22 protein-coding genes are annotated in these 25,099 nt (G+C 67.3%); 14 read left to right on the top strand and 8 right to left on the bottom strand.

The window, feature by feature from the left end:
* Positions 1-42 precede the first annotated feature (42 nt).
* The 4 genes from qcrC to MKW15_RS17890 all read left to right on the top strand — a co-directional run bounded on the left by qcrC (position 43) and on the right by MKW15_RS17890 (position 5,275).
* Entirely contained in the window at positions 43-915 is an 873-nt protein-coding gene (qcrC, locus tag MKW15_RS17905; protein ID WP_240860533.1) for a cytochrome bc1 complex diheme cytochrome c subunit, read from the top strand.
* Positions 912-2,057: a cytochrome bc1 complex Rieske iron-sulfur subunit gene (gene qcrA / locus MKW15_RS17900; protein WP_240860532.1), complete on the top strand. Its 1,146-nt coding sequence runs from the start codon at positions 912-914 to the stop codon at positions 2,055-2,057. Before qcrC ends, qcrA begins: the two co-directional genes overlap by 4 nt.
* Entirely contained in the window at positions 2,054-3,676 is a 1,623-nt protein-coding gene (gene qcrB, locus MKW15_RS17895) for a cytochrome bc1 complex cytochrome b subunit (protein WP_240860531.1), read from the top strand. The genes qcrA and qcrB overlap by 4 nt, the downstream gene beginning before the upstream one ends.
* Positions 3,677-3,772: 96 nt before the next feature.
* Positions 3,773-5,275: a bifunctional phosphatase PAP2/diacylglycerol kinase family protein gene (locus tag MKW15_RS17890; protein ID WP_240860530.1), complete on the top strand. Its 1,503-nt coding sequence runs from the start codon at positions 3,773-3,775 to the stop codon at positions 5,273-5,275.
* Between the two features lie 73 nt (positions 5,276-5,348).
* Here the strand turns inward: MKW15_RS17890 and MKW15_RS17885 are convergent, their stop codons facing one another.
* Positions 5,349-5,765 (bottom strand): cytochrome c oxidase subunit 4, encoded by a 417-nt coding sequence (locus tag MKW15_RS17885; RefSeq protein ID WP_240860529.1) that lies wholly within the window; start codon positions 5,763-5,765, stop codon positions 5,349-5,351.
* Positions 5,762-6,949 carry an aa3-type cytochrome oxidase subunit II gene (gene ctaC / locus MKW15_RS17880; protein WP_462476167.1) on the bottom strand — a complete coding sequence of 396 codons (1,188 nt, stop codon included), beginning with the start codon at positions 6,947-6,949 and terminating at the stop codon, positions 5,762-5,764. The genes MKW15_RS17885 and ctaC overlap by 4 nt, the downstream gene beginning before the upstream one ends.
* 286 nt (positions 6,950-7,235) lie before the next feature.
* Between ctaC and asnB the strand changes: the two genes are divergently transcribed.
* Complete coding sequence (asnB, locus tag MKW15_RS17875) at positions 7,236-9,161, top strand: asparagine synthase (glutamine-hydrolyzing) (protein WP_240860526.1); 1,926 nt, start codon at positions 7,236-7,238, stop codon at positions 9,159-9,161.
* A gap of 70 nt (positions 9,162-9,231) precedes the next feature.
* Here asnB and MKW15_RS17870 read toward each other — a convergent pair whose 3' ends face one another.
* The 3 genes from MKW15_RS17870 to MKW15_RS17860 form a co-directional block, all read right to left on the bottom strand.
* Positions 9,232-10,206 (bottom strand): carbohydrate kinase family protein, encoded by a 975-nt coding sequence (locus tag MKW15_RS17870; protein WP_240860524.1) that lies wholly within the window; start codon positions 10,204-10,206, stop codon positions 9,232-9,234.
* Positions 10,207-10,334: 128 nt separating this feature from the next.
* On the bottom strand, positions 10,335-10,694 hold the full coding sequence (locus MKW15_RS17865; protein WP_240860521.1) for a HesB/IscA family protein: 360 nt from the start codon (positions 10,692-10,694) through the stop codon (positions 10,335-10,337).
* Between the two features lie 168 nt (positions 10,695-10,862).
* Positions 10,863-11,927, bottom strand: a complete 1,065-nt coding sequence (locus MKW15_RS17860) for a glycerate kinase family protein (protein ID WP_240860564.1) — start codon at positions 11,925-11,927, stop codon at positions 10,863-10,865.
* Positions 11,928-12,005: 78 nt separating this feature from the next.
* Here MKW15_RS17860 and MKW15_RS17855 point away from each other — a divergent pair, with 78 nt between their 5' ends.
* The 3 genes from MKW15_RS17855 to MKW15_RS17845 are packed head-to-tail and all read left to right on the top strand — an operon-like array spanning position 12,006 to position 15,222.
* Complete coding sequence (locus tag MKW15_RS17855; RefSeq protein WP_240860520.1) at positions 12,006-12,695, top strand: DUF3043 domain-containing protein; 690 nt, start codon at positions 12,006-12,008, stop codon at positions 12,693-12,695.
* A 3-nt stretch (positions 12,696-12,698) separates the two neighbouring features.
* Positions 12,699-14,432, top strand: a complete 1,734-nt coding sequence (cobT, locus tag MKW15_RS17850) for a nicotinate-nucleotide--dimethylbenzimidazole phosphoribosyltransferase (protein ID WP_240860519.1) — start codon at positions 12,699-12,701, stop codon at positions 14,430-14,432.
* Between the two features lie 7 nt (positions 14,433-14,439).
* The gene (locus tag MKW15_RS17845; RefSeq protein ID WP_240860518.1) at positions 14,440-15,222 is read left to right on the top strand and encodes an adenosylcobinamide-GDP ribazoletransferase; all 783 of its coding nucleotides are present in this window, start codon (positions 14,440-14,442) and stop codon (positions 15,220-15,222) included.
* Positions 15,223-15,234: 12 nt separating this feature from the next.
* Here the strand turns inward: MKW15_RS17845 and MKW15_RS17840 are convergent, their stop codons facing one another.
* Entirely contained in the window at positions 15,235-16,341 is a 1,107-nt protein-coding gene (locus MKW15_RS17840; protein ID WP_240860517.1) for a branched-chain amino acid aminotransferase, read from the bottom strand.
* A 63-nt stretch (positions 16,342-16,404) separates the two neighbouring features.
* Here MKW15_RS17840 and MKW15_RS17835 point away from each other — a divergent pair, with 63 nt between their 5' ends.
* Positions 16,405-16,746, top strand: a complete 342-nt coding sequence (locus MKW15_RS17835) for a DUF2200 domain-containing protein (RefSeq protein WP_240860516.1) — start codon at positions 16,405-16,407, stop codon at positions 16,744-16,746.
* Between the two features lie 23 nt (positions 16,747-16,769).
* Here MKW15_RS17835 and gcvT read toward each other — a convergent pair whose 3' ends face one another.
* Positions 16,770-17,879, bottom strand: a complete 1,110-nt coding sequence (gcvT, locus tag MKW15_RS17830; RefSeq protein ID WP_240860515.1) for a glycine cleavage system aminomethyltransferase GcvT — start codon at positions 17,877-17,879, stop codon at positions 16,770-16,772.
* A gap of 10 nt (positions 17,880-17,889) precedes the next feature.
* Entirely contained in the window at positions 17,890-18,504 is a 615-nt protein-coding gene (locus MKW15_RS17825) for a CHAP domain-containing protein (protein ID WP_240860513.1), read from the bottom strand.
* Between the two features lie 121 nt (positions 18,505-18,625).
* On the opposite strand from MKW15_RS17825, the gene MKW15_RS17820 reads away from it, so the two are divergent.
* The 5 genes from MKW15_RS17820 to lipA all read left to right on the top strand — a co-directional run bounded on the left by MKW15_RS17820 (position 18,626) and on the right by lipA (position 25,046).
* Positions 18,626-20,155 (top strand): leucyl aminopeptidase, encoded by a 1,530-nt coding sequence (locus MKW15_RS17820; RefSeq protein WP_240860511.1) that lies wholly within the window; start codon positions 18,626-18,628, stop codon positions 20,153-20,155.
* A 445-nt stretch (positions 20,156-20,600) separates the two neighbouring features.
* Positions 20,601-22,409 (top strand): 2-oxoglutarate dehydrogenase, E2 component, dihydrolipoamide succinyltransferase, encoded by a 1,809-nt coding sequence (sucB, locus tag MKW15_RS17815; protein WP_240860509.1) that lies wholly within the window; start codon positions 20,601-20,603, stop codon positions 22,407-22,409.
* Entirely contained in the window at positions 22,410-23,294 is an 885-nt protein-coding gene (locus MKW15_RS17810; RefSeq protein WP_240860507.1) for a TIGR01777 family oxidoreductase, read from the top strand.
* On the top strand, positions 23,287-24,030 hold the full coding sequence (gene lipB, locus MKW15_RS17805) for a lipoyl(octanoyl) transferase LipB (protein ID WP_240860505.1): 744 nt from the start codon (positions 23,287-23,289) through the stop codon (positions 24,028-24,030). Before MKW15_RS17810 ends, lipB begins: the two co-directional genes overlap by 8 nt.
* On the top strand, positions 24,027-25,046 hold the full coding sequence (gene lipA, locus MKW15_RS17800; protein WP_240860504.1) for a lipoyl synthase: 1,020 nt from the start codon (positions 24,027-24,029) through the stop codon (positions 25,044-25,046). Before lipB ends, lipA begins: the two co-directional genes overlap by 4 nt.
* The last annotated feature ends 53 nt before the right edge of the window (positions 25,047-25,099 follow it).

Here is a 25,099-nt window from a genome sequence, read left to right as displayed (position 1 = left end):
ACGCACAACAACACAGTCCGTCCGCTTAGTAGAGAGTCACAGATGAGTTCATCTCCACCGCGATCGTCGGATAGCGACGCCGGTCCAGAGGTCACCGCCTCAGTGGCAAACAAGGCCACGGCCCGCAAGGCGCGCGCTCGCCGCAAGCTGCGTCGGCGTGCCAGTGGGGCATTGCTGCTGCTCGCGGGCTTGATGCTGGCCGGTGTGCTCGCCTCCGTGCTGTCGCCGAACGCACAGGTCGCGACCGCCGACCCGAGCGATCTCGCCGTCATCCAGGATGGCCGCAAGCTCTACGAGACCTCCTGCATCACCTGCCACGGCGCCAACCTGCAGGGCGTGCCCGACCGCGGTCCGTCACTGCTCGGCGTCGGCGATGCTGCGGTGTACTTCCAGGTGTCCACCGGTCGTATGCCCGCAGCTCGCGGTGAAGCACAGGCATTGCGCAAGCCACCGAAGTTCACCACCGCGCAGATCGACCAGCTCGGCGCCTACATCCAGTCCGAAGGTGGCGGCCCGACTCGCGCCCCCGAGGACGGCGAAGCGCTTCGTGGCGAGCGCCTCGGCCGCGGCAGCGAGCTCTTCCGTCTGAACTGCGCGTCCTGTCACAACTTCACCGGACGTGGCGGCGCGCTGTCTTCGGGCAAGTTCGCACCCAACCTCGACGGTGTGACCGAACAGCAGATCTACACCGCGATGCTGACCGGACCGCAGAACATGCCCAAGTTCTCGAATCGGCAGCTGTCGTACGAAGAGAAAAAGGACATCATCGGCTTCATCAAGTACGTGACCGAGTCCAAACCCCAGGGCGGGTTCGGCATCGGCGGTTTCGGCCCCGTCAGTGAGGGCATGGTGATGTGGTTTGTCGGAGTCGTCGCCGTGGTGGCCTCCGCCATGTGGATGGGATCTCGCGCATGAGCAGCGACAAAAGCAGCCCTTCGAAGGACGAACTCGACCAGATGAGCTCGGAAGAGCTGGTCAAGCTCGGCACCAATCTCGACGGTGTCGAGATCATCCACCGCTCCGAGCGCTACCCGGAGCCGGGGTCCAAGGTCGAGAAGCGTGCCGAACGGCAGGTCGCGATCTGGTTCACCATCTCGGGAATCTCGGCGATCGCCTGCTTCATCATCTTCATCTGGAACCACTGGGAATTCACTCTCCCCGACGAAGCCGACTACTGGCGCTACACCCTGAACACCCCGCTGCTCGGCATCACGTTCGGGCTCTCGGTGCTCTCCATCGGTATCGCACTGGTCCTCATCACCAAGAAGTTCCTGCCGGCCGAGATCTCGGTGCAGGACCGGCACGACGGCGGATCGTCGGAGGTCGACAAGAAGACCATCGTCGCCGAACTCGCCGACTCCGGTAAGACCTCGACGCTCGGTCGTCGCAAGATGATCCTGGGCTCGGCGGCCTTCGGCCTGGGAGCGTTCGCGTTCACCGGTCTGATCGCCTTCGTCGGCGGCCTCATCAAGAACCCGTGGGCCGAGGGCGACAACTCGCCGCTCTGGACATCCGGCTGGACTCCCCCTCCGGGTCAGCCCAAGGAGACCGTCTACCTGCGCCGTGACACCGGTGACCCGTGGCGGGTCGCGCTCGTGCGTCCCGAGGATCTCGACGCCGGCGCGATGGAGACCGTGTTCCCGTGGCGGGTGTCCGACGGATACGGCGAGACCGAGCATTCACGCCACGCACTGCTGCAGAGCCTGCGTGCGGTTCGCAACCCGGTCATGCTCATCCGGCTCCGTCCCGAAGACGCCGCGCACGCCATCAAGCGCAAGGGCCAGGAGAGCTTCAACTACGGCGACTACTTCGCCTACACCAAGGTGTGCAGCCACCTCGGCTGCCCGACCTCGCTGTACGAGCAGCGCACCAACCGCATCCTCTGCCCGTGCCATCAGTCGCAGTTCAACGCGCTGGAGTTCGCGAAACCGGTCTTCGGTCCGGCGGCACGGGCACTGGCACAGCTGCCGATAACGGTGAACAATGAGGGCTACCTGGTCGCTGCAGGCGACTTCATCGAGCCCGTCGGACCAGCATTCTGGGAGCGTAAGTCATGACCATCGCCGACCGTCTCGGCGCGCAGGCCGAAGAGGTGGACTCGAGGTACCACCTCGCCGCCGGCATGCGTCGTCAGATCAACAAAGTCTTCCCGACGCACTGGTCCTTCCTGCTGGGTGAGGTCGCGCTCTACAGCTTCATCATCCTGCTGATCTCCGGCGTCTACCTGACCCTGTTCTTCGACCCGTCGATGAGCGAGGTCATCTACGACGGCGCCTATCAGCCGCTCAACGGCGTGATGATGACCAAGGCCTACGAGACCACCCTGAACATCTCCTTCGAGGTGCGCGGCGGTCTGTTCGTCCGGCAGATCCACCACTGGGCCGCGCTGCTGTTCGCCGCGTCGATCATCATCCACATGCTGCGCATCTTCTTCACCGGCGCCTTTCGGCGTCCGCGTGAGGCCAACTGGATCATCGGCTGCTTCCTGCTGATCCTGGCGATGTTCGAGGGTTTCTTCGGCTACTCGCTCCCCGACGACCTGCTCTCGGGCACCGGCGTCCGCGCCGCGATGAGCGGCATCGTCCTGGGTATTCCGTTGGTCGGCACCTGGATTCACTGGGCGCTGTTCGGCGGTGACTTCCCCGGCGAGATCATCATCCCGCGCATGTATGTGCTGCACATCCTGCTGTTCCCGGGCATCATCCTGGCGCTGATCGGCGCGCACCTCGCGCTGGTCTGGTACCAGAAGCACACCCAGTTCCCCGGCCCCGGCCGTACCGAGAAGAACGTTGTCGGCGTGCGCATCATGCCGGTCTTCGCGGCCAAGGGCGGCGCGATGTTCGCCATGGTGACCGGTGTGCTGGCGCTGATGGCGGGTATCTTCCAGATCAACCCGGTGTGGGTGCTCGGTCCGTACAACCCGGCGCATGTGTCGGCCGGGTCGCAGCCCGACATCTACATGATGTGGACCGACGGTTTGGCCCGTCTGATGCCTGCGTGGGAGCTCTATCTGGGCAACTACACGATCCCGGCGATCTTCTGGGTGGTCGTGATCATCACGATCATGTTCGCGGGCATGTTCACCTACCCGTGGATCGAGAAGCGGCTGACCGGCGACGACGCGCATCACAACCTGCTGCAGCGTCCGCGTGACGTCCCGGTGCGTACCGGTATCGGTGCGATGGCGGTGTCCTTCTACATCATCCTGACGCTGTCGTGCATGAACGACATCATCGCGCTGAAGTTCCACATCTCGCTGAACGCGACGACGTGGATGGGCCGCATCGGCCTGATCGTCGTACCGCCGCTGGCGTACTTCATCGCCTACCGCTGGGCACTGGCGCTGCAACGCAGCGACCGTGCGGTCCTGGCGCACGGCATCGAGACCGGCCTGATCAAGCGTCTGCCGCAGGGCGAGTACATCGAGGTGCACCAGCCCCTCGGCCCGGTCGACGATCACGGTCACCCGATCCCACTCCCCTACGAGGGAATGGCTCTGCCCAAGCGCATGAACAAGCTCGGCTCTGCCGGCGCGCCGGGTACCGGATCGATTCTGACCGCGGATCCGCCGGATCAGCAACGACGCCACGTCGAGGCCGAACACGAGAACGAGAAGGCCGAGCAGAAGGCTCTGCGCGAATTGCAGGCCAAGGGCGGCAATCCGTTCGAGGAGTAGTCCTGAGAATCAGTGAGGCGGCATCATCTTCGCGATGATGCCGCCTTTCTGTTGTCCCGGCTTCGCGAGTGGCGCGGCGTATGACAACGTGGAGGCATGAGACGCCGACTCGTGAGAACTGCTCGACGCACGGCAGCGGTCCGTCAGATCACTCGCGGGCTCGGCTCGCTCGACGCGGAGATCTACGATTCGATCGCCCGCTCCCCCAGCCCGTTGCTGGACGCGACAATGCCGAAACTGTCTCACGCAGCGGATCATTCGAAGTTGTGGATGGCAATAGCGGCCGGGATGGCTCTGTCCGGACAGCCCACCCTGCAGCGTGGTGCCGCACGTGGCATCGCGTCGCTTGCGGTGACCAGTCTGGTCACCAATCAGGGGGCCAAACGGATTCGACGTCGCAACCGCCCGCTGGTCGGCCCGATACCGCTCACTCGACGCGGCACCGCACAGCCGACATCCAATTCGCTGCCGTCGGGACACTCCGCGAGCGCGGCGGCCTTCGCGGCCGGGGTGGCCGCGGAGAATCCGCCGGCGGGGCTGCTGTTGTCGGCGCTGGCCGGGCTGGTCGGCATCTCGCGGGTCGCGACCGGGGCGCACTACCCCGGTGACGTCATGGCCGGCCTGGGCATCGGTGCGAGCATCGCGACCATCGGCACCAAGGTCGTCCCCCCGATCACCCGTCCGCGGATCTCACTCGCCACCCCGTCCGCGGTACCGACCACGGCACGTCCGGACGGGAACGGTGTTGTTGTGGTGATCAATCCGGCCTCGGGCGACGGCCAAGGCGCACGGGTTCTCGACCGGATCCGAGCCATGCTGCCGGCCGCCGAGATCGTCGAACTCGCTCCCGACGACGACGTCGAGGAGGTGCTGCGCGACGCCGCATCTCGGGCCGAGGTGTTGGGCATCGCCGGCGGTGACGGCACCGTCGCAACCGCGGCAGCGATCGCACTGTCCGCCGATCTGCCGCTCGCAGTCTTCCCCGCAGGGACGTTCAACCATTTTGCCCGCGACCTCGGCTGCACCGACGTCAACCGGACACTGACGGCCATTCGATCGGGCACCGCCACCCGCGTGGACACGGTGTGGCTCAACGACGACCGGCTCATCCTGAACACCGCCAGCATCGGCGCCTACCCGCAGTTCGTCCGAACCCGCACACGGCTGCAGAGTCGCATCAGCCGGCCGCTGGCGACCGCCTACGCCGTCCTACGCGTCCTGCGACGGGCTCCGCACGTCCGAATCAACGTCGACGGCACCGAGATCGAGACATCGCTGTTCCTGGTCGGCAACTCGATGTACCAGCCGACGGGTTTCCTCCCGGCGCGTCGGCTCCGACTCGACGACGGACTGCTCGACGTTCGGATCCTGGAGACCAATCACCGCTGGGCGACCACCAGAATCCTGCTCGCGCTGGCCCTCGGCCGGTTAGAACGGTCGCGGCTGTACCACGAGATGCAAGTGCCCGAGTTCGGTTTCGCCGCCGTCGACGATCAGATCACCATCGCGCACGACGGCGAGATCGGCGAGCGCTACCGGGAGGCACGCTTCCGCGTCGGCTATCGACAGCTGGCCGTGTACGCACCCCGGCAGGCCTGATCAACGTAAGCCCTGAACATGCTTATGGCCACACCGGATTCGGTGTGGCCACAAGAATTGGTCGGTGAGAGCGTCAGTGTTTCTCGGGTCCCACGTGGTACTCGAACACCAATCCTGCTGCCGTACCCATGATCACCGCGGCGGCGAAGATCGCGAGCCAGATGTTGCCGGTGGCGAACGCGACGGCGAAGAGTGCGGCGCCGCCGGCGATCAGGATGGGCCACCAGGAATGCGGGCTGAAGAAGCCCAGTTCACCGGCGCCGTCCTCGATCTCGGCGTCCTCGAAGTCTTCCGGGCGGATCTCGACGCGACGAGCGACGAATCGGAAGTAGGTGCCCGCGATCAGCGTCAGTCCGGCACTGAAGAACATGCCGACAACACCGACCCACTCGATTCCCTTGCTGGTGAACACGGTGAAGAGGGTGTAGGCAACGCCTGCGAGGGCGAAGAACACGGTGAGCAGCTCGAAGAGCCGGGCTTCTACCTTCACTGGACCGCCTCCAACGGTTTGATCTGGCAACTCGACAGGGTCGTGTTGTCGGGATTACCACTCGCCTCGACGCTGCCGTTGGACTTGCGGCGGGTATCGAAGGGCACGGTGGTGACCGACTTGGGTTCCTGGCAGATGTACTCCAGCGCCTGGGCGTTGGTCCGATCCGGGAAGCGCTCTCGGTAGGAGATGTAGGCGTCGAAGTCCTGCGGCGAGACCGCACGCACCTCGAAGTTCATCATCGAGTGATAGGTGCCGCACATCTCCGCGCAACGCCCGACGAAGGCACCTTCACGGTCGATCGACGAGATCTGGAAGACGTTGTCGGTGTGGTTCTGTTCCGGGAAGGGCAGCACGTCGCGCTTGAACAGGAACTCCGGCACCCAGAACGAGTGGATGACGTCTGCCGCAGCGAGATTGAACTCGATGCGCTTGCCGGTCGGCAGCACCAGGATCGGGATCTCGCTCGAGGAACCGACGGTCTCGATCTTGTCGAACTTCAGGTAGGTGCGGATGTCGTCGTCGCGACCGCCGGCCGGGAACGGCAGTTCCTCGCCGTGGTGCATCTCGTGTTCCTGCTCACCGGCGAACGGGTTGCCCTCGCCGATGCCGGGCTGTGCGCCCTGGTACACCCGACCGTTGTCCAGGATCACGCTGCGGTAGCCGAACTTCCAGTTCCACTGGAAGGCAGTCACATCGACGACGACCTTGGAGTCATTGTTCTTGCTTTCCACATCGTTCTGCACGATGACGGTGAAGTAGAAGAGCACCGCAATGATGACGAACGGGATTGCGGTGTAGGTCAGTTCGAGCGGCACGTTGTAGGCGGTCTGACGCGGGAAGACCCCCTTCTTCTCATCGTTCGCACGATGGAAGCTGATGGTCCAGAAGATCAGGGCCCACACCAGGATGCCCATGATGAGCGCGGCGATGACCGACCACGTCCACAGGTCGCCCATCTTGGTGGCCTCCGGCGTGACGCCCTCGGGCCAGCCGAAACGCATCGCGTCGCGCGCGTCGCATCCGGTCATGACCAGTGCAGCGACCGCCAAACCGGCGACCAGCCCGATCCTCTTGAACGTCCGCGACGTTGATGAGACACGCCGCGATAGGGGCCGTCCACCGTGTGCCAATTTCACGCCTTCCTGCTCGCCCGGGCCCGGCTCGACGCCACCCGGGTGCATGCCACATGACCTGCACAGCGCGAGAACTGCCCGCACTTCACAGGGCAATTCTCGCACCTAGTACTACGCAGCGTAGACCAACACGGCGAAGCTTTCGTGATTGGGGCGGACCTTGCCGCAACCAATCCCCACAGCAATCGATAAGTGCCAGCTCACGGTCGTGTAAGCAATGACGAGCACGGCACGTCGAGGCGGGTCCACTTCGGACTCTCGGTGCCTGCTGAGGCATACTCGGGACGCGACCCGGTCCCCCAAATAGTCTGTCCCCACGGAAAGAGGCGCTCACGTGTGTGGTCTGCTCGGCCTGCTGACATCGGACGGTTCGGCGGCCGACGCCGTCGGCGCGGTTGCGGCGGCCTCGCACTGCATGCGGCACCGGGGGCCGGACGAACCGGGCACCTGGCACGACGACGACCTCGTCTTCGGGTTCAACCGACTCTCGATCATCGACATCGAGCATTCCCACCAGCCACTGCGCTGGGGTCCGCCCGAACAGCCCGACCGCTACGCCCTGGTGTTCAACGGCGAGATCTACAACTACGTCGAGATCCGCGCCGAACTCGCCCGTGACGAGGACGCGACGTTCGCCACCGAGGGTGACGGTGAGGCGATCGTGGCCGCCGTGCACTACTGGGGACCCGACGCCGTGCGTCGACTGCGCGGCATGTTCGCGTTCGCGATCTGGGACACCCACGAACGCAGCCTGTTCATCGCGCGCGACCCGTTCGGCATCAAGCCGCTGTTCATCGCGACCGGACCCGGCGGCACCCTGTTCGGCAGCGAGAAGAAGAGCCTGCTCGAGCTGATCGACCGCGTCGGCCTGGGCACCGAGCTCGATCCTCGCGCGATCGAGCACTACACCGTCCTGCAGTACGTGCCCGAACCCGAGACCCTGCACGCGTCGATCCGCCGCCTGGAGTCTGGGTCGTACGCGACCCTGCGTCCCGGCAAGGCACCGGAGGTGCGCCGATACTTCACCCCGCAGTTCGGGGTGCATCCGTTCACCGACGCCACCCGGCAGTCCCGCTACGACGAGATCGCCGACGTTCTCGCCGATTCCGTCGCCAAGCACATGCGTGCGGACGTGACGGTCGGGTCGTTCCTCTCCGGCGGCATCGACTCGACCGCGATCGCGGCGCTCGCGATCCGCCACAACCCCGACCTGATCACCTTCACCACCGGCTTCGAGCGCGAGGGCTATTCGGAGATCGACGTCGCGGTCGAGTCGGCGGAGGCCATCGGTGCGCGACACATCGTCAAGGTGGTCAGCCCCAGCGAATTCATCGAGGCGATCCCGCAGATCGTCTGGTACCTCGACGACCCGGTCGCCGATCCCGCCCTGGTTCCCCTGTACTTCGTCGCCGCCGAGGCCCGCAAGCACGTGAAGGTCGTCCTGTCCGGTGAGGGCGCCGACGAACTGTTCGGCGGCTACACCATCTACAAGGAACCGCTGTCGCTCAAGGGCTTCGACCGGCTCCCCGGGATCCTGCGTCGCGCCGCCGGCCGCGCATCGGATCGCATCCCGGAGGGCACCCGCGGCAAGAGCCTGCTGCACCGCGGGTCGCTGACGCTCGAGGAGCGCTACTACGGCAATGCCCGCAGCTTCGACGACGCGCGGCTGCGCGCCGTGCTGCGTGACTACCGGCCGGAGTGGACCCACACCGACGTCACCGCCCCCATCTACGCCATGAGCGAGGGCTGGGACCCGGTCGCCCGCATGCAGCACATCGACCTGTTCACCTGGTTGCGCGGAGACATCCTGGTCAAGGCCGACAAGATGACGATGGCCAACTCACTGGAACTGCGCGTGCCCTTCCTCGATCCCGAGGTGTTCGCGATCGCCGAACGACTCCCCTACGACGAGAAGATCGCGCACGGCACCACCAAATACGCGCTGCGCAAGGCACTCGAACAGATCGTTCCCGCCCACGTGCTGCACCGGAAGAAGCTCGGGTTCCCGGTGCCGATCCGGCACTGGCTCGCCGGCAGCGAGATGTACGACTGGGCGCACGAGACCATCGAGCATTCCCAGACCGATCACATCCTGAACAAGGACGCGGTGATCGCGATGCTGAACGAGCATCGTGACGGCGTGGTCGACAACAGCCGACGGCTGTGGACGCTGCTCATGTTCATGGTGTGGCATGCGATCTTCGTCGAGAAGACCGTGGTCCCGCAGATCACCGACCACACCTATCCGGTGCGCGTGTAGGTCGCCGACCCAACGTCAGAACTGGTTGCCAAGGCGCTCGGAAAGCGAGCGCCGTGGCAACCGGAACTCGTCAGGCGAAGGCGGCGCGGATCTCCTCGGCAGCGTGCTCGCCATACGCGCCCGCGATCCGGGCGAGTGCGGTCTCGGAGTCCCACGACCAGTCCTGAGTCGACACCGTCTCGAGCACCAGCACGGCGACCATCGAGCCCACCTGAGCAGCCCGTTCGAAGCCGAGTCCCTTGCCCAACGCGGAGAGGAAGCCGGCGCGGAAGCCGTCGCCGACACCGGTCGGGTCGACCTTCTCGGTTTCGGGTACGACGTCGACGTGCAGACGGGTGCCGTCCGTGTCGATGATCTCGACCCCGTCCTTGCCGAGCGTCGTGACGCGCACCCCGACCATCTCGGCGACCTGCGCCTCCGACAGTCCCGCCTTCTGACGAAGCAGACCCCACTCGTACTCGTTGGTGAACAGATACGCGGCGCCGTCGATGAGCTCGCGGGCCTGCTCGCCGTCGAGACGGGCCAGCTGCTGCGACGGATCGGCGGCGAACGGGATTGCCGCGGAACGACATTCGGCGGTATGACGTAGCATCCCGGCGGGGTCGTCGGCACCGATCAGGACGAGTTCGGGTGTTCCGGTCTCCGCGATGACGCCGGCCAGCGAGATCTCGCGCGACTCGCTCATCGCACCGGCGTAAAAGGTGGCGAGCTGGGCCATCGTCTCGTCGGTGGTGCACATGAACCGTGCGGTGTGGTGGACGTCCGACACACGCACACCACGGCAATCGACCCCGTTGGATTCCAGCCACTGCCGGTAGTCGTGGAAATCGGAACCGACGGCACCCACCAGTACCGGAGCGCCACCGAGCTGACCCATCGCGTAACAGATGTTGCCGGCCACCCCGCCGCGTCGGACCACGAGATCCTCGACCAGGAAGCTGAGGGAGATGTGCTCGAGGTGATCGCCGAGAATCTGCTCGGAGAACTTGCCGGGGAACTTCATCAGGTGATCGGTCGCGATGGAGCCGCAGACGACGATTGCCACTTGGTTTCTCAGCCCTTCAGATGTGCAACGGATGGACAGCGATCCACGCTACTGCGCACTGCTCGATGCACGACGACCGCACCCCGGCGTCGGGGTGCGGTCGTCGTGAGAGGTCTGTTCGGTCCGACTCAGTTGAAGGAGTCGCCGCAGGCGCAGCTGCCGGTCGCGTTCGGGTTGTCGATGGTGAAACCCTGCTTCTCGATGGTGTCGACGAAGTCGATGGTCGCGCCCTGCACGTACGGTGCGCTCATGCGGTCCACCGACAGGGTGACCCCGGCGAAGTCGGCGGTCACGTCACCGTCGAGCGACCGGTCGTCGAAGAAGAGCTGGTAGCGCAGGCCCGCACAGCCGCCCGGCTGCACGGCGATGCGCAGCGAGAGGTCGTCGCGACCTTCCTGGTCGAGCAGCGCCTTGGCCTTGGACGCGGCGGCCTCGGTCAGGATGACGCCGGTGCTCGTCGCGGCGCCGGATTCGTTCTGCACGGTCATGGAATGCTCCCTCGGTGGTTGGTTCCCGGGCTGTCCCCTGCCGCACCGACGACGGGTGATCGGTGGCGCGACGCGATGTCTGATGTGCCGGGATGGCGAACCAGTAGTACGTGTGCTGTCAACGGTACTCCTTCGCCGCCTATTCCCGCGTATCGCCCGATCGCGTCATCAATCCACCGACCACCCTCGGGCAACGGATTCGGCGAGACGGATCAGCTGGTTGCGGGCGTCGTTCATGGCGACCTCCACCGAACCCGCGATGTCGACGATGGCGTGCGCCGACGCGATCCCCGCTGCGCCGATCTCCTCTGGTGAGAGCGCGACCTGACCTGCGAGAACCACCGTTTGGGCGCCTGCCGCTGTCGCGGCGCCGTGCAGTGCCGAGACGACCTTGCCGCGCAGTGTCTGCGAGTCGAACTTGCCCTCCCCGGTGATCACCAGGTCGGCGGCGGCCACGTCGGCGTCGAGGTCGGTGGCCTCGGCGACCACCGTCGCCCCCGACACCCGATGCCCGCCCACCGCCAGCAACGCCGCACCGAGACCACCGGCAGCGCCGGCCCCTGCCTCGCCGCTGATGTCGCGGCCGGCGATCGACGCGAGCACCCGCGACCACTGGGTCATGCGTTCCTCGAGTCGGGCGACCGTGTCCGGGTCGGCGCCCTTCTGCGGGCCGAACACCGCTGCCGCACCGATCGGACCCAGCAGCGGGTTCTCCACGTCCGACGCCGCGACCACTTCTACGTCGGCCAACCGGGCCTTCGCTTGGGCAGCGCCGCCGAGCGCGTCGATGAGCCCGCTGCCACCATCGGTGGTCGCGCTGCCGCCGAGCCCGACCACCACGCGCCCGACGCCGCGGTCGAGAGCCGCCGCCACCAGTTGTCCGACACCGCACGTGTCGGCCGCCTGCGCGGTCCGCGGCGTGGGTCCGCCACCGAGTTGGTGCAGCCCACAGGCCTGCGCACATTCGATGTAAGCGGTCGGGACGTCGCCCGACTCGTCGAGCAGCCATCGCGCCGTGACCGACGCGCCCAGGGGTCCGCTGACCTTCTCGGTGACGACCGTCCCGAACCGCGACGCCAGCACGTCGACAAAACCCGGACCGCCGTCGGATTGCGGCGCTGTGACGAGCACATCGTCCGGGCGGGCAACGGCCCAGCCGGCCGCGATCGCGTCGGCGGCGTCGACCGCCGACAACGTGTCACCGAAGGAATCGGGGGCGATCAAGACACGCAGGTGGGCGGGTGCCGTCATGCGCGGAAGTATAGGGAGGCGCACGGAAGTCGGCAGGGTTCATCGCCTAGGCTCGACGGTGTGAAACTGCCATGGAAAAAGGATGCCGACGGGCAGGGCGAGAACGACGTGGTCACCGCCGACAGCTCGACCGTCGATGCCGCGGACCTCGACTCGACCGACGAATCCACCAAGGGCAGTGCGTATACCCCTGGCAAGGGCAGGCCGACGCCGAAACGGAGCGCGCAGCAGAGCAGGCGACGCGGGCCGGTCGCCCCGCCGCCGACCAACCGCTCGGAGGCGCGGGCGCGCAAGAAGGAACTGAAGACCTCGCTGTCCAAGGAAGAGCGCAAGGAGCGCTCCGAGCAGCGGCGTTCGCAGCGCCTCGAGCAGCGCGAACGCATGATGGCCGGCGACGAGCGCTACCTCATGCCGCGTGACAAGGGACCGGTCCGCAAGTTCACGCGCGACATCGTCGATTCCCGACGCAACTTCGCCGGGCTGTTCATGCCGTTCGCGATCGTGCTGATCGTCGTCATGTTCCTGCCTCGACTGATGTACTTGTCCACCCCGTTGCTGCTGATCTTCGTGATCTTCATGGCGATCGACGGGTTCATCCTGGGTCGCCTGGTCAACAAGAGGGTGCGCGAGCGCTTCCCCGACTCGGCCGACGGCGGATTCAAACTGGGCTGGTACGCCTTCACCCGGGCGATGCAGATGCGCAGGATGCGCGCACCGAGCCCACAGGTATCAGCGGGCGACGAAGTCTGACCGATGACCGATCGGGGGAATCGCACCCTGGTATTGGGTGGCGTGCGCTCGGGCAAGTCCGGACACGGCGAATCGCTACTCGCCACACACTCACAGGTGCGGTATCTGGCCACCGGCCCGGCCACCACGTCCGACGCCGACTGGGTGGCCCGCGTCGAAGCGCACCGCGCGCGCCGCGACGCGCGGTACACGACGATCGAGACCACCGACCTCGCCGCAACCCTGCGCGAAGCACCGGCGATCCCGGCCCTCGTCGACGATCTCGGCAACTGGCTGGCCGCGCGCCTCGATGTGCTCGACGGGTGGTCGAGCGCGGTCGATATGAGCGCCGAATTCGACGATCTGTGCGCGGCGCTGACCGAGATGACGGCCGACGTCGTGCTGATCAGTCCCGAGGTCGGGCTGTCGCTGGTGCCGCCGACGCCGGCCGGACGAGCCTTCCAGGATCAGCTCGGCGCGTTGAACACTGCCATCGCGAGCGTGTGCGATCGGGTGGTCCTGGTGGTAGCCGGGCGGGTCGTCGACCTTACCGACCGGGTGGTCGAGGCCGGACCGAGCGCGACTCCTCGCCCACCCACGTCCGCTCAGCCGGTCCCCGTCCCGACACCGCCACTCCCCGAACCGGTCGCGGCGCCGAGCGCGTCGTCGGCACCGGTCACGCCTCCTGACCTCGATCCCACCGACGCCGAGGTGTTCGGCGTGCTCGACCTGCCCGACGAATCCGTTGCGCGAGCGGCCCGGGAACGGCAACTCACGCTGACCAAACCGCCGAAGTCGCTCGGCCGGGTCGAGGAGATCGCGGTGTGGATCTCGGCATGCCAGGGGCAGTGCCCCCCTGCGCCCATCACACAACCGGCGGTCGTCGTCTTCGCCGGCGACCATGGGGTGGCCCAGGCCGGCGTCTCCGCGTTCCCGTCCGAGGTGACGGCCCAGATGGTCGCGAACATCGCGTCGGGCGGGGCTGCGGTCAACGTCCTGGCGCGAGCGGCAGGCGCGTCGGTGCGTGTGGAGGACATGTCGGTCGACGCCGACACCGCACCGGAGGTGTCGCGCTACAAGGTTCGACGCAGCAGCAACGACCTCCGTGTCACCGACGCCATCTCGATCGCCGAGGCGCGCACTGCCATGGCGGCCGGTCGGGCCATCGCCGACGATCTCGTCGACTCCGGCACCGATCTGCTGATCGCCGGCGAGATGGGCATCGGCAATACCACTCCCGCCACCGTTCTCATCGGCACGATCACGCGGCGCGAGCCGGTCGAGATCGTCGGTCGCGGTACCGGTATCGACGATGCGGGCTGGATGCGCAAGACCGCCGCGATTCGCGACGGCATGCGTCGGGCGCGTTCGGTCACCCACGACCCGCTGGCGCTGCTGGCCGCCGTCGGCGGTGCGGATCTCACCGCGGTTGCCGGTTTCCTCGCCCAAGCGGCGCTACGCAAGACCCCGGTCATCCTCGACGGTGTAGTCATCGCGGCCGCCGCACTGGTCGCGAACGAGTTGGCACCCGGGGCATCGCGCTGGTGGCTGGCCGGGCATCGGTCGGTCGAACCCGCCCACGCGCTGGCACTGGAACACCTCGATCTGAAGCCGGTCCTCGATCTCTCCATGCGGCTCGGTGAGGGCAGCGGGGCGCTGATGGCGCTTCCGGTGGTGACCTCGGCGGTGGACCTGCTCGGTTCGATGGCCACCTTCGGCGAGGCAGGCGTCAGCGACAACAGCGACGAGAAGCACTGAGGGCACGGTGATCTCGCCGCTGCGCGCCGTGCGGACCGCGTTCGGCTGGTTGACGGTCTTTCCGGTCGGGAGCGCGGACGAGGAACCCGATCGTCGTCTCGGTGGTGCGGTGCTCGCCGCGGTGCCCGTCGTCGGCGCAGTGCTCGGAGCACTCGTCGCCCTCCTCGGCGCGGCGGCAGCACAGACCGATCTGCCCGTACCGGTGACCGCCGTACTCGCCGTCGTACTGCTGGCCCTGCTCACCCGCGGCATGCACCTCGACGGTCTCGCCGACACCGCCGACGGGCTCGGCTGTTACGGGCCGCCGTCGCGCGTAGCCGAGGTCATGCGCAGCGGGACTGTCGGGCCGTTCGGGGTTGCGACGCTCGTTCTTGTACTCGCGGTGCAGGCCACCGGATTTGGGTCACTGTTTGTCGAATCACGCTGGTATGAAGCGGCATTTGCCGTCGCACTGGGACGGTTCAGCGCGGTGGTCGCGGCCCGGCGACAGTTACCTCCCGCCCATCCCGACGGTTTCGGCGCGCTCGTGGCCGGGACGCAACGGTTGTCGATACCGATTTGGGGTGCCGTCCTGCTCGGTGCGGCCGCCCTCGCCGGTTTCGGTTCGTCGACAACGGATTTCGACGTCAGAGCGTGCGTCGGCGCGATGCTCACCGTGGTGGTGGTCGGCGTTTTCGCGGATGTGTTCTCGCGGCACTGCGCGCGTCGAATGGGCGGCATCAGCGGCGACGTCCTCGGCGCGACAATCGAACTCGGCGTGGCGATCTCGGTGGTCGGGCTGCTGCTCTGACCCGAGGACCGACTACCGCCGGTAGAGCTCGGTCATCCACCCGTGGGTGTCGGCGAAGGTGCCGCGCTGGATTCCGGTGAGGGTGTCGCGCAGTGCCTGGGTGACCTCGCCGGTCACGCCGTTGCCGATGGTGTAATCCTCGTGGTCGCCCTTGACCCGACCGACCGGCGTGATCACCGCGGCGGTGCCGCAGGCGAAGACCTCGGTGATGTCGCCCGACGCGACACCCTTGCGCAGTTCCTCGGTGGTGATGCGACGCTCCTCCACGGCGAAGCCGGCGTCGGTGGCGAGGGTGAGCAACGAACTCCGGGTGATGCCAGGCAGCAACGATCCGGTGAGTTCCGGCGTCACGAGTCGGGCGTCGGCACCCGATCCGAAGACGAAGAAGAGGTTCATGCCGCCCATCTCCTCGATGTAGCGACGCTCCACCGCGTCGAGCCAGACCACCTGGTCGCAGCCCTGCTCGGTGGCCTGTCGCTGGGCGAGGAAGGCGGCCGCGTAGTTGCCGCCACACTTGGCGAAACCGGTGCCGCCCGGTGCCGCGCGCACGTACTCGGTGCTCAGCCACACGCTGACCGGCTTGATGCCACCGGAGAAGTAGGCGCCCGCGGGCGAGGCGATGACCGAGTAGATGTACTGCGACGACGGCGCATTGACACCGAGACTGGCCTGCGAGGCGAACATGAACGGCCGCAGGTAGAGCGATTCCTCGCCGCCGGAGGCGGGCACCCACTCGTTGTCGGCGTCGAGCAGAGCGCGCAGCGAGCCGATGAAGTCCTCGACCGGCAGCGGCGGCATCGCGAGGCGCGCTGCCGAGGACTGCAGCCGCTCGGCGTTGGCCTCGGGGCGGAAGGCCGCGATCGAACCGTCGGGCTGGCGGTAGGCCTTGAGTCCTTCGAACACCTCTTGGCCGTAATGCAGCACCATCGCCGACGGATCGAGCGCGATCGGGCCGTACGGGGTCACCTTCGCGTTGTGCCACCCGCGGTCCGCGTCGTAGTCGATCATCACCATGTTGTCGGTGAAATGACGACCGAAGCCGGGTGCGGCGAGGATCTCGGCGCGCCGCGTCTCCGACACCGGGTGGGGATGTTCGGTACGGGTGAACTGCAAGGTCATGGCGCCCATCGTACCGCCGGGGCACAACCGAATTCGCGTGCACCCGCGCCCTACGATGAGGACATGCATCGGATCTTCCACACCAGCTTCGCGTCGGTGTACCCGCTCTACGTGGCCAAGGCGGAACGTAAAGGCCGCAGCCGCGCCGAGGTCGACGAGGTCATCGAGTGGCTGACCGGATTCGACGCCGACGATCTCAAGCGGCACATCGACGCCGAAACCACCTTCGAGGATTTCTTCGCCGACGCCCGGCTCAACGCGCACGCAGACCAGATCACCGGCGTCGTGTGCGGCGTCCGGGTGCAGGACATCGACGACCCCCTGATGCAGCAGATCCGCTACCTCGACAAGCTCGTGGACGAGCTGGCCAAGGGCAAGGCGATGGCGAAGATCCTGCGCACCTGACGCCCAGTCAACGAGGCTGCAGGTCAGACGTGGCTGGGCACGAACGGCGGGATGACCACCTCGCAGGGCAGGTCACGGCCGCGGACGTCGACAATCACCTCGTCGCCCTTGCGCACTCCGGAGGAGGTGTCGAGCAGGGCGAGGGCGATGCCCTGTTTGAGAGTCGGCGAGAAGGTACCCGACGTGCACAACCCGATCTGGGCACCACCCGGTCCGGCGAGGACGGTGCAGTCGGCGCGCGGCACACCACGACCGGTGGCCCGCAGCCCGTACAGGCGCCGAACCGGTCCGGCCTCCTTTTCCGCGAGCAGCGCGTCACGCCCGAAGAACTGCGGCTTGTTCCAGCCGACCGCCCAACTCGTCCGTGCCTGCACCGGCGTGATCTCCGTGCTCAGCTCGTGCCCGTGCAGGGCGTAACCCATCTCGGTGCGCAGCGTGTCACGCGCGCCCAGGCCCGCAGCCTGGCCGCCGAGGGCGCGGACGCCGTCGAGCAGGGTGTCGAACACCGGTCCGGCGTCGTCCCAGCGCGGGAGGATCTCGTAACCGCGTTCACCGGTGTACCCGGTGCGGCAGACGCGCACGGGAAACCTGCCGTCGCCGGTGTTGAGGTCGGCGTCGACAAACGCCATGTACTCCATGTCGGCGGGCAGACCCAGTCCCGCCAGCAGTTCCGGGCTGCGCGGGCCCTGCACCGCGAACACGGCAAACTCACGGTGGCGGTCGGTGATCTCCACACCCTGCGGCGCGGCCACCCGGAGCAGTTCGACGACGGACGCCGTGTTGGCGGCATTGGGGATCAAGAACACCTCGTCGCTCGATACGAGGTAAGCGATCAGATCATCGACGACGCCGCCGGACTCGTTGCAGCACAGCGTGTATTGGGCTTTACCCGGGCCGATCTTGGCCAGGTCGTTGGTCAGCGCCGAGTTCACGAAGTCGGCAGCGCCCGGTCCGGAGACCAGCGCCTTGCCGAGATGGCTGACGTCGAAGACGCCGATCTTCTCCCGCACCGCGTTGTGTTCGGCGACCGTGCCGGCGTACGACACCGGCATGTTCCAACCACCGAACTCGGCGAAGGTGGCACCGAGCGCGACGTGACGATCGGCGATGGGACCGGCAAGCAGTTGACTCATGGTGCTCAACTTAACGCCCCGGGACGCCGTAACCCCGAATACCCGGATCACTCCTGAGTTGGTACGAGCGCAGCGTGACACCGCCGCTCTCGTTGCCGCCGACCGTGGTGATCTCGTCGCCGTCGACGCGAACCACGATGTTGGTGTGCTGCCCCATCGGGCTCGGCTTGTCGTAGAGCACGATGTCGCCGGGAGTCGGGCGGTGTCCGGGCGGGCGCAGACGACCGGTGTCGGACAGATGGGCGGTGAGCGTCAGGACACCTGGGATGCGCCACGACCCCGAGTTCGGATTACTCAGCGGCACACCGGCTTCGCGCATCGTCCAACTCACGAAGTCGGCGCACCATGGCTCTCGCACACCGTCGGAGTACGTGGTGCCCGCCGGATTGCGGCGGTACTGTTCGCCGACCACGGTGACGATGCGCGCCCGGACGGGTGAGAGCGTCGGATCGATGGCCGGGAAGTCGGGACGCGCCCCCGGCAGGATCGACGACAGACCCGGCAGCCGGTCGGCAACTGTGCTGACCGTGATCACACCGACGGCGGCGACGACCGACAGGGTGGCGACAATCACGGCGACGGTCGACCGGCGCCGCCTGCTGGCGCGTTCTCGTGTCGCCGTCATGTGTCCCCCGCTTTCTGTGCCCGGCCGTGAAACGTCCACCTTAGTGATCGCCCGACGACAACCGGTCCCGCCACATTGCGGTGTCGTCCACGCGTCCGACCCCTGTGGCAGAGTTGAGCGGGTGAGCAAGAACGACACTGTCGACCGCACCCGCGGCCCCGAACTGGACCTGTCCACCTCGATCGCCAAGGACGACACCGCACTCGTCATCGGCCTGATCAGCGCGCCGTCTTCCGAGGACGACGCCGAACCCACGCTGGTCATCGCCGAAGAACTGCTCGACGATGCACAGGCCGGCGAGATCTCCGCCGCGCTGACGGCCCTGGGCGCCACGGGTTCACACGGCGAGGTCACCAAGATCGCCGCACCGGCATCGCTGCCGGTCGACATCGTGGTCGCGGTCGGCCTCGGCGACACCGCCGACGCAGAGTCCGTCGACAAGATCCGCCAGGCGGCGGGTGTCGCGGTCCGGTCACTCGAAGGGGTCGCTTCGGCCGCCACGACGCTGTCGACGGTGAACCTGCCTGCCGCCGCCGAGGGCCTCTTCCTGGGCGCCTATCGGTTCGACGAATTCCGGTCGGACAAGACGAAACCCAAGAAGTCCCTGCCGGGACAGATCACGCTGATCGTCGACGCCAAGACGAAAGAAGCCAAGACAGAACTCGATCGGGCGGCAACGATCGCCGACTGCGTCGCCATCGCCCGCGACTTCGTCAACACCCCACCGAGCCACCTCTATCCCGAAGAGTTCGCCGCTCGGGCCCGGACGTTGGGCGCCAAGGCCGGTCTCACCGTCGAGATCCTCGACGACACCGAACTCGACGCACAGGGTTACGGCGGGATCATCGGCGTCGGCAAGGGTTCCTCGCGCCTGCCTCGTCTCGTGCGATTGACGCATGCCGGAAAGAAGTCGGCCAAGAAGGTGGCGCTCGTCGGCAAGGGCATCACCTTCGACACCGGCGGCATCTCGATCAAGCCGGCCGCGAACATGGATCAGATGACCTCCGACATGGGCGGAGCGGCCGCGGTCATCGCCGCGACGATCCTCGCCGCCCGACTCGACCTCGACGTGTCCGTCACGGCGACCGTGCCGATGGCCGAGAACATGCCGTCGGGCACTGCCCAACGGCCGGGCGACGTGCTGACCCAATACGGCGGGCGGACGGTCGAGGTGCTCAACACCGACGCCGAGGGACGTCTCGTCCTGGCCGACGCGATCGTGCGCGCCTGTGAGGACGACCCCGACTATCTGATCGACACCGCGACCCTGACCGGCGCGCAAATGGTCGCGCTGGGGACACGCACGCCGGGTGTCATGGGCACCGAGGAGTTCCGCGACCGGGTGGCGGCGCGTTCGGCCGACGTCGGCGAGAACGCGTGGGCGATGCCGCTGCCCGCCGAGCTTCGCGGCGACCTCAAATCCCGCGTCGCCGATCTGGCCAACGTCACCCCGCACCGATGGGGCGGGATGCTCGCCGCCGGACTGTTCCTCAAGGAGTTCGTGCCCGAGAACGTGGCGTGGGCGCACATCGACATCGCCGGCCCCGCATTCAACACCGGCGGCCCCTGGGGCTACACGCCGAAAGGTGGGACCGGCGTGCCGGTCCGGACCATCGCGGCCGTCCTCGAGGACATCAGCAGCAACGGCTGACCTGCGACTGCACCCGCCCGCCGGCCGCACCCGAATCCGCCGGCGCCGGGAGCGAAGCGAGCGGGCCGAGTTCCACCGGCGCCGGGAGCGAAGCGAGCGGGCCGAGTTCCGCCGGCGCCGGGAGCGAAGCGAGCGGGCCGAGTTCCGCCGGCGCCGGGAGCGAAGCGAGCGGGCCGAGTTCCACCGGCGCCGGGAGCGAAGCGAGCGGGCCGAGTTCCACCGGCGCCGGGAGCGAAGCGAGCGGGCCGAGTTCCATCGGTGTCTCGCCGGGACCGTCACGCCGCGAATGGGATTACGAGCCGAACCGAGTCAGGGCGGGCCGCGACGGGTAGGGTTAGCCGAGGGTGAGCGCTGACCCGCCACCAGCCCCGTGTCCCGACGGCGCACACACCGTCGGCCACCACAACAGCACAGACAACCGTGTCGAGTTCAGGAGTCAACAACGATGGCCTTCTCCGTCCAGATGCCCGCCCTCGGTGAAAGCGTCACTGAGGGAACAGTGACCCGGTGGCTGAAGGAGGAGGGCGACACCGTCGAGGCGGATGAGCCGTTGCTCGAGGTGTCCACGGACAAGGTGGACACCGAGATCCCGGCCCCGACGTCGGGCGTGCTGACCAAGATCATCGCCGCCGAGGACGACGTCGTGGAGGTCGGCGGAGAGCTCGCGCTGATCGGCGATGCCGATGAGGCAGGCGACTCCGGTGACGACTCGTCGGCAGAGGCCGAATCCGAGCCGGAACCAGAGCCCGAGGACGCATCCGACGAAGAACCGGCCGAGAAGTCCGCCGAGGCACCGTCCACCAACACCGACGAGCCTGCTCCCAAACCGAAGGCCGACACCGGTTCGAGTTCGGGCGAGGGCACCGACGTGTTGATGCCCGAACTCGGCGAGTCGGTCACCGAAGGCACCGTCACCAACTGGCTGAAGTCCGTCGGCGACGAGGTCGCCGCCGACGAACCGCTGCTCGAGGTGTCCACCGACAAGGTCGACACCGAGATCCCGTCGCCGGTCGCCGGCACGCTGCTCGAGATCGTCGCCGAAGAGGACGACGTCGTCGAGGTCGGCGGCAAGCTCGCGGTCATCGGCGACGCGTCGGCGGCCAAGTCCGAGCCGGAACCTGAACCCGAGCCGGAAGGGGCCGAGGCCGAACCTGAGCCGGAACCCGAACCAGAACCCGAGCCGGAGCCTGAGCCCGAACCGGCGAAGGCCGAGAAGGCCGAGAGCGCAAGCACTTCCGAGGATCCGCCGACCGTCGAGTCGACACCGTACGTGACACCGCTGGTGCGCAAGCTGGCCGCGGAGAACGACATCGATCTCGACTCGGTCAAGGGCACCGGGGTGGGCGGTCGAATCCGTAAGCAGGACGTCCTCGCCGCCGCCGAGGCCAAGAAGGCTCCCGAACCCGAGCCTGCTCCGTCGGCACCGGCTCCCTCTGCGTCGGCTCCCTCTGCGTCGGCTCCGAGCGCCCCCGCGGCATCGGGCGGCAAGACGTCGGCACCGGAGATCAAGCCGGAGCTGGCCGCCCTGCGTGGGACCACCCAGAAGATCAACCGCATCCGGCAGATCACCGCGAAGAAGACGCGCGAGTCGCTACAGACCAGTGCGCAGCTCACCCAGGTGTTCGAGGTCGACATGACCAAGATCGTCGGACTGCGCAAGGCGGCCAAGGAATCCTTCAAGGCTTCCGAGGGTGTGAACCTGACGTTCCTGCCGTTCATCGCCAAGGCCGTGGTCGAGGCACTGAAGGCGCACCCCAACGTCAACGCGTCGATCGACGAGGACAAGAGGGAGATCACCTACTACGACAAGGTGCATCTCGGCATCGCCGTCGACACCGAGCAGGGGCTGCTCTCACCGGTCATCCACAACGCCGACGACCTGTCGATCGCCGGCTTGGCGCGTGCGATCGCCGACATCGCGGCCCGTGCACGCAAGGGTGCAGGCGGACTCAAGCCCGACGAGCTGGCGGGTGGCACGTTCACCATCACCAACATCGGCAGCCAGGGTGCGTTGTTCGACACCCCGATCCTGGTACCGCCGCAGGCGGCGATGCTCGGCACTGGTGCCATCGTCAAGCGTCCGGTCGTGATCACCGGCGACGACGGTTCGGAGTCGATCGCGGTGCGGTCGATGTCGTTCCTGCCCCTCACCTACGACCACCGACTCATCGACGGCGCCGACGCCGGTCGTTTCCTCACCACCGTGAAGAAGCGCCTGGAGGGTGCGGCCTTCGCCGCCGACCTCGGGCTGTAGATGCGAGTAGCCGTAGCCGGCTCACAAGGGCTGATCGGTTCAGCCCTGGTCACCTCGTTGCGCGCGGCGGGCCACACGGTTGTCCGTCTGGTCCGCCGTGAAGCGCTGTCCGACGACGAGTTCAGCTGGGAACCAGAGACTTTCGGGGTACCGGCGGAGAGCCTGGCCGGTGTCGACGCCGTCGTCAGTCTCGGTGGCGTGGGCATCGGCAACCAGCGCTGGACCGGGCGATTCAAGCAGGAGTTGCGCGATTCCCGGATCACCCCGACCGAGGTCCTCGCCGAAGCAGTCCGCGATGCTGGCGTCCCGACCTTCGTCAGCGCCAGCGCCACCGGCTTCTACGGCGACACCGGCAGCCACGAGGCGACCGAAACCGATTCGGCCGGAGAAGGATTCCTGGCCGACCTGGTGACCGACTGGGAACGCGCGGCGACCGACAACGCGGGACCCGACACCCGAGTGGTGCTCCTGCGGACCGCGCCGGTGCTCAGCCCGAAGGGCGGCATGCTCGCGAAGCTGCGCCCGATCTTCAAGCTGGGATTGGGCGGTCCGATCGGCGACGGCAAGCAGTACTTCTCGTGGATCAGCCTGGTCGACGAACTCCGGGCGATCGAGTTCGTGCTCGACTCCTCGATCGCCGGGCCGGTGAACCTGAGCGCGCCCGAGCCGGTGCCGTTCGGCACTTTCGTCTCGGCCCTGGGGCACGCGGTGCACCGGCCGGCGATCCTGCCGGTGCCCGGTTTCGTGGCCCGCGTCGCCGGTGGTGAGATGGCCGAGGAAATGATTCTGATCAGTCAGCGCGTTGTACCGGCTGTGCTCACCGACAACGACTTCTCCTTCGACCACCCCGACATCGACACGGCACTGGAGTACACCCGTGCCTGACCGCGTGACCACCAGTGCGGCGACCGGGAGCCGACGGTCGGTGCGCGCCGATGCCGCACCCATCGAGGTCCGGTATCTCGGCACGGTCGACTACCGCGACACCTACGAGCTCCAGCATCGCCTCGCCGACGAGCGCGCGAGCGGTGCGCTCGATCACGATGTCCTGCTGCTGCTCGAGCATCCGTCGACCTACACCGCGGGCAAACGCACCGAGGAGGCCGACCGTCCCTCCGACGGTTCACTCGTGATCGACGTCGACCGCGGTGGTCGGATCACCTGGCATGGTCCCGGACAGCTGGTGGGCTACCCCATCGTCAAGCTCGGCGAACCGCTCGACGTCGTCGACTACGTCCGACGCCTCGAGGCCGCGTTGATCGCGGTATGCGCGACGCTGGGTGTGAGCACCGGCCGCGTCGACGGCAGGTCCGGGGTGTGGGTGCCGGCGCAACCCGCACGCAAACTCGGGCAGATCGGCATCCGGGTGGCCAAAGGCGTTGCGCTGCATGGCTTTGCACTCAACGTCAACCCCGACATGAGCGCCTTCGAGGCGATCGTCCCGTGCGGAATCGCCGATGCCGACGTCACGTCGCTGAGTCTGGAGACGGGCCGGTCGCTGGCGATCACCGACGTGCTCGACGTCGTCGCCGAGGCGGTGAGCGCCGCCCTCGACGGCACGCTCCCCGAGAACTCCGCACCCGATGCGGTGACCCACACGAGCGTAGGATCGGCACGGTGACCGCGTCCCCCACAGCCCCTGACGGCCGCAAGCTCCTGCGCCTCGAGGTCCGCAACGCGCAGACGCCCATCGAACGCAAACCCGAGTGGATTCGCACCCGCGCGACGATGGGACCGGAGTTCACCGAACTCAAGGGCCTGGTCAAACGCGAAGGCCTGCACACCGTGTGCGAGGAAGCCGGCTGCCCCAACATCTACGAATGCTGGGAAGACCGCGAGGCCACCTTCCTCATCGGCGGCGAACAGTGCACCCGACGCTGCGACTTCTGCCAGATCGACACCGGAAAGCCGGCACCGCTCGATCGTGACGAACCGCGCCGCGTCGCGGAGAGCGTGCAGGCCATGGGACTGCGCTATTCGACGATCACCGGCGTCGCCCGCGACGACCTCCCCGACGAGGGCGCCTGGCTCTACGCCGAGACCGTGCGCGCGATCCATCGGCTGAACCCCGGCACCGGTGTGGAGAACCTGATCCCCGACTTCCACGCCAAGCCCGACCTGCTCGACGAGGTCTTCGACGCCCGCCCCGAGGTGCTCGCGCACAACCTCGAAACCGTGCCGCGCATCTTCAAGCGCATCCGGCCGGCGTTCCGCTACGAGCGTTCGCTGGAGGTCATCACCGCCGCCCGCGACTTCGGCCTGGTGACCAAGTCCAACCTGATCCTGGGCATGGGCGAGACGCCGCGTGAGGTGCAGTCGGCCATCATCGACCTGCACGAGGCGGGCTGCGACATCCTCACCATCACCCAGTACCTGCGGCCGTCGGCGCGTCACCATCCGGTGGAACGTTGGGTGAAGCCGGAGGAGTTCGTCGATCACTCCGAGTTCGCGACCGAGATCGGGTTCGCCGGCGTGATGGCCGGTCCGCTGGTTCGCTCGTCGTATCGCGCGGGCCGCCTCTACGCACAGGCCATGGCCCGCCACGGACGGCCCCTCGCACCGGCGATGGCACATCTCGCCGAGGAGGGTTCGGCCAGCCAAGAGGCCTCGAGCCTGATGGCGCGGCTGGCTCGCTGACCTCAGCCGGCGGGAAGGTCCAACCTGTGTCCGACCGGGGTGGCGGCCGGACG

Source organism: Gordonia gummivorans (assembly GCF_022513585.1).
Taxonomy (GTDB): Bacteria; Actinomycetota; Actinomycetes; order Mycobacteriales; family Mycobacteriaceae; genus Gordonia.
The sequence above is the reverse complement of the archived record's forward strand: the minus strand, read 5'-3'. Positions and strand labels throughout refer to the sequence as shown.

What these genes read in the sequence shown, in the direction of transcription:
- qcrC (WP_240860533.1), top strand. Translation starts at nt 43, where the DNA reads ATGAGTTCATCTCCACCGCGATCGTCGGATAGCGACGCCGGTCCAGAG.
- qcrA (WP_240860532.1), top strand. Translation starts at nt 912, where the DNA reads ATGAGCAGCGACAAAAGCAGCCCTTCGAAGGACGAACTCGACCAGATG.
- qcrB (WP_240860531.1), top strand. Translation starts at nt 2,054, where the DNA reads ATGACCATCGCCGACCGTCTCGGCGCGCAGGCCGAAGAGGTGGACTCG.
- MKW15_RS17890 (WP_240860530.1), top strand. Translation starts at nt 3,773, where the DNA reads ATGAGACGCCGACTCGTGAGAACTGCTCGACGCACGGCAGCGGTCCGT.
- ctaC (WP_462476167.1), bottom strand. Translation starts at nt 6,949, where the DNA reads ATGCACCCGGGTGGCGTCGAGCCGGGCCCGGGCGAGCAGGAAGGCGTG.
- MKW15_RS17865 (WP_240860521.1), bottom strand. Translation starts at nt 10,694, where the DNA reads ATGACCGTGCAGAACGAATCCGGCGCCGCGACGAGCACCGGCGTCATC.
- cobT (WP_240860519.1), top strand. Translation starts at nt 12,699, where the DNA reads ATGACCGATCGGGGGAATCGCACCCTGGTATTGGGTGGCGTGCGCTCG.
- MKW15_RS17840 (WP_240860517.1), bottom strand. Translation starts at nt 16,341, where the DNA reads ATGACCTTGCAGTTCACCCGTACCGAACATCCCCACCCGGTGTCGGAG.
- MKW15_RS17835 (WP_240860516.1), top strand. Translation starts at nt 16,405, where the DNA reads ATGCATCGGATCTTCCACACCAGCTTCGCGTCGGTGTACCCGCTCTAC.
- gcvT (WP_240860515.1), bottom strand. Translation starts at nt 17,879, where the DNA reads ATGAGTCAACTGCTTGCCGGTCCCATCGCCGATCGTCACGTCGCGCTC.
- MKW15_RS17825 (WP_240860513.1), bottom strand. Translation starts at nt 18,504, where the DNA reads ATGACGGCGACACGAGAACGCGCCAGCAGGCGGCGCCGGTCGACCGTC.
- sucB (WP_240860509.1), top strand. Translation starts at nt 20,601, where the DNA reads ATGGCCTTCTCCGTCCAGATGCCCGCCCTCGGTGAAAGCGTCACTGAG.
- MKW15_RS17810 (WP_240860507.1), top strand. Translation starts at nt 22,410, where the DNA reads ATGCGAGTAGCCGTAGCCGGCTCACAAGGGCTGATCGGTTCAGCCCTG.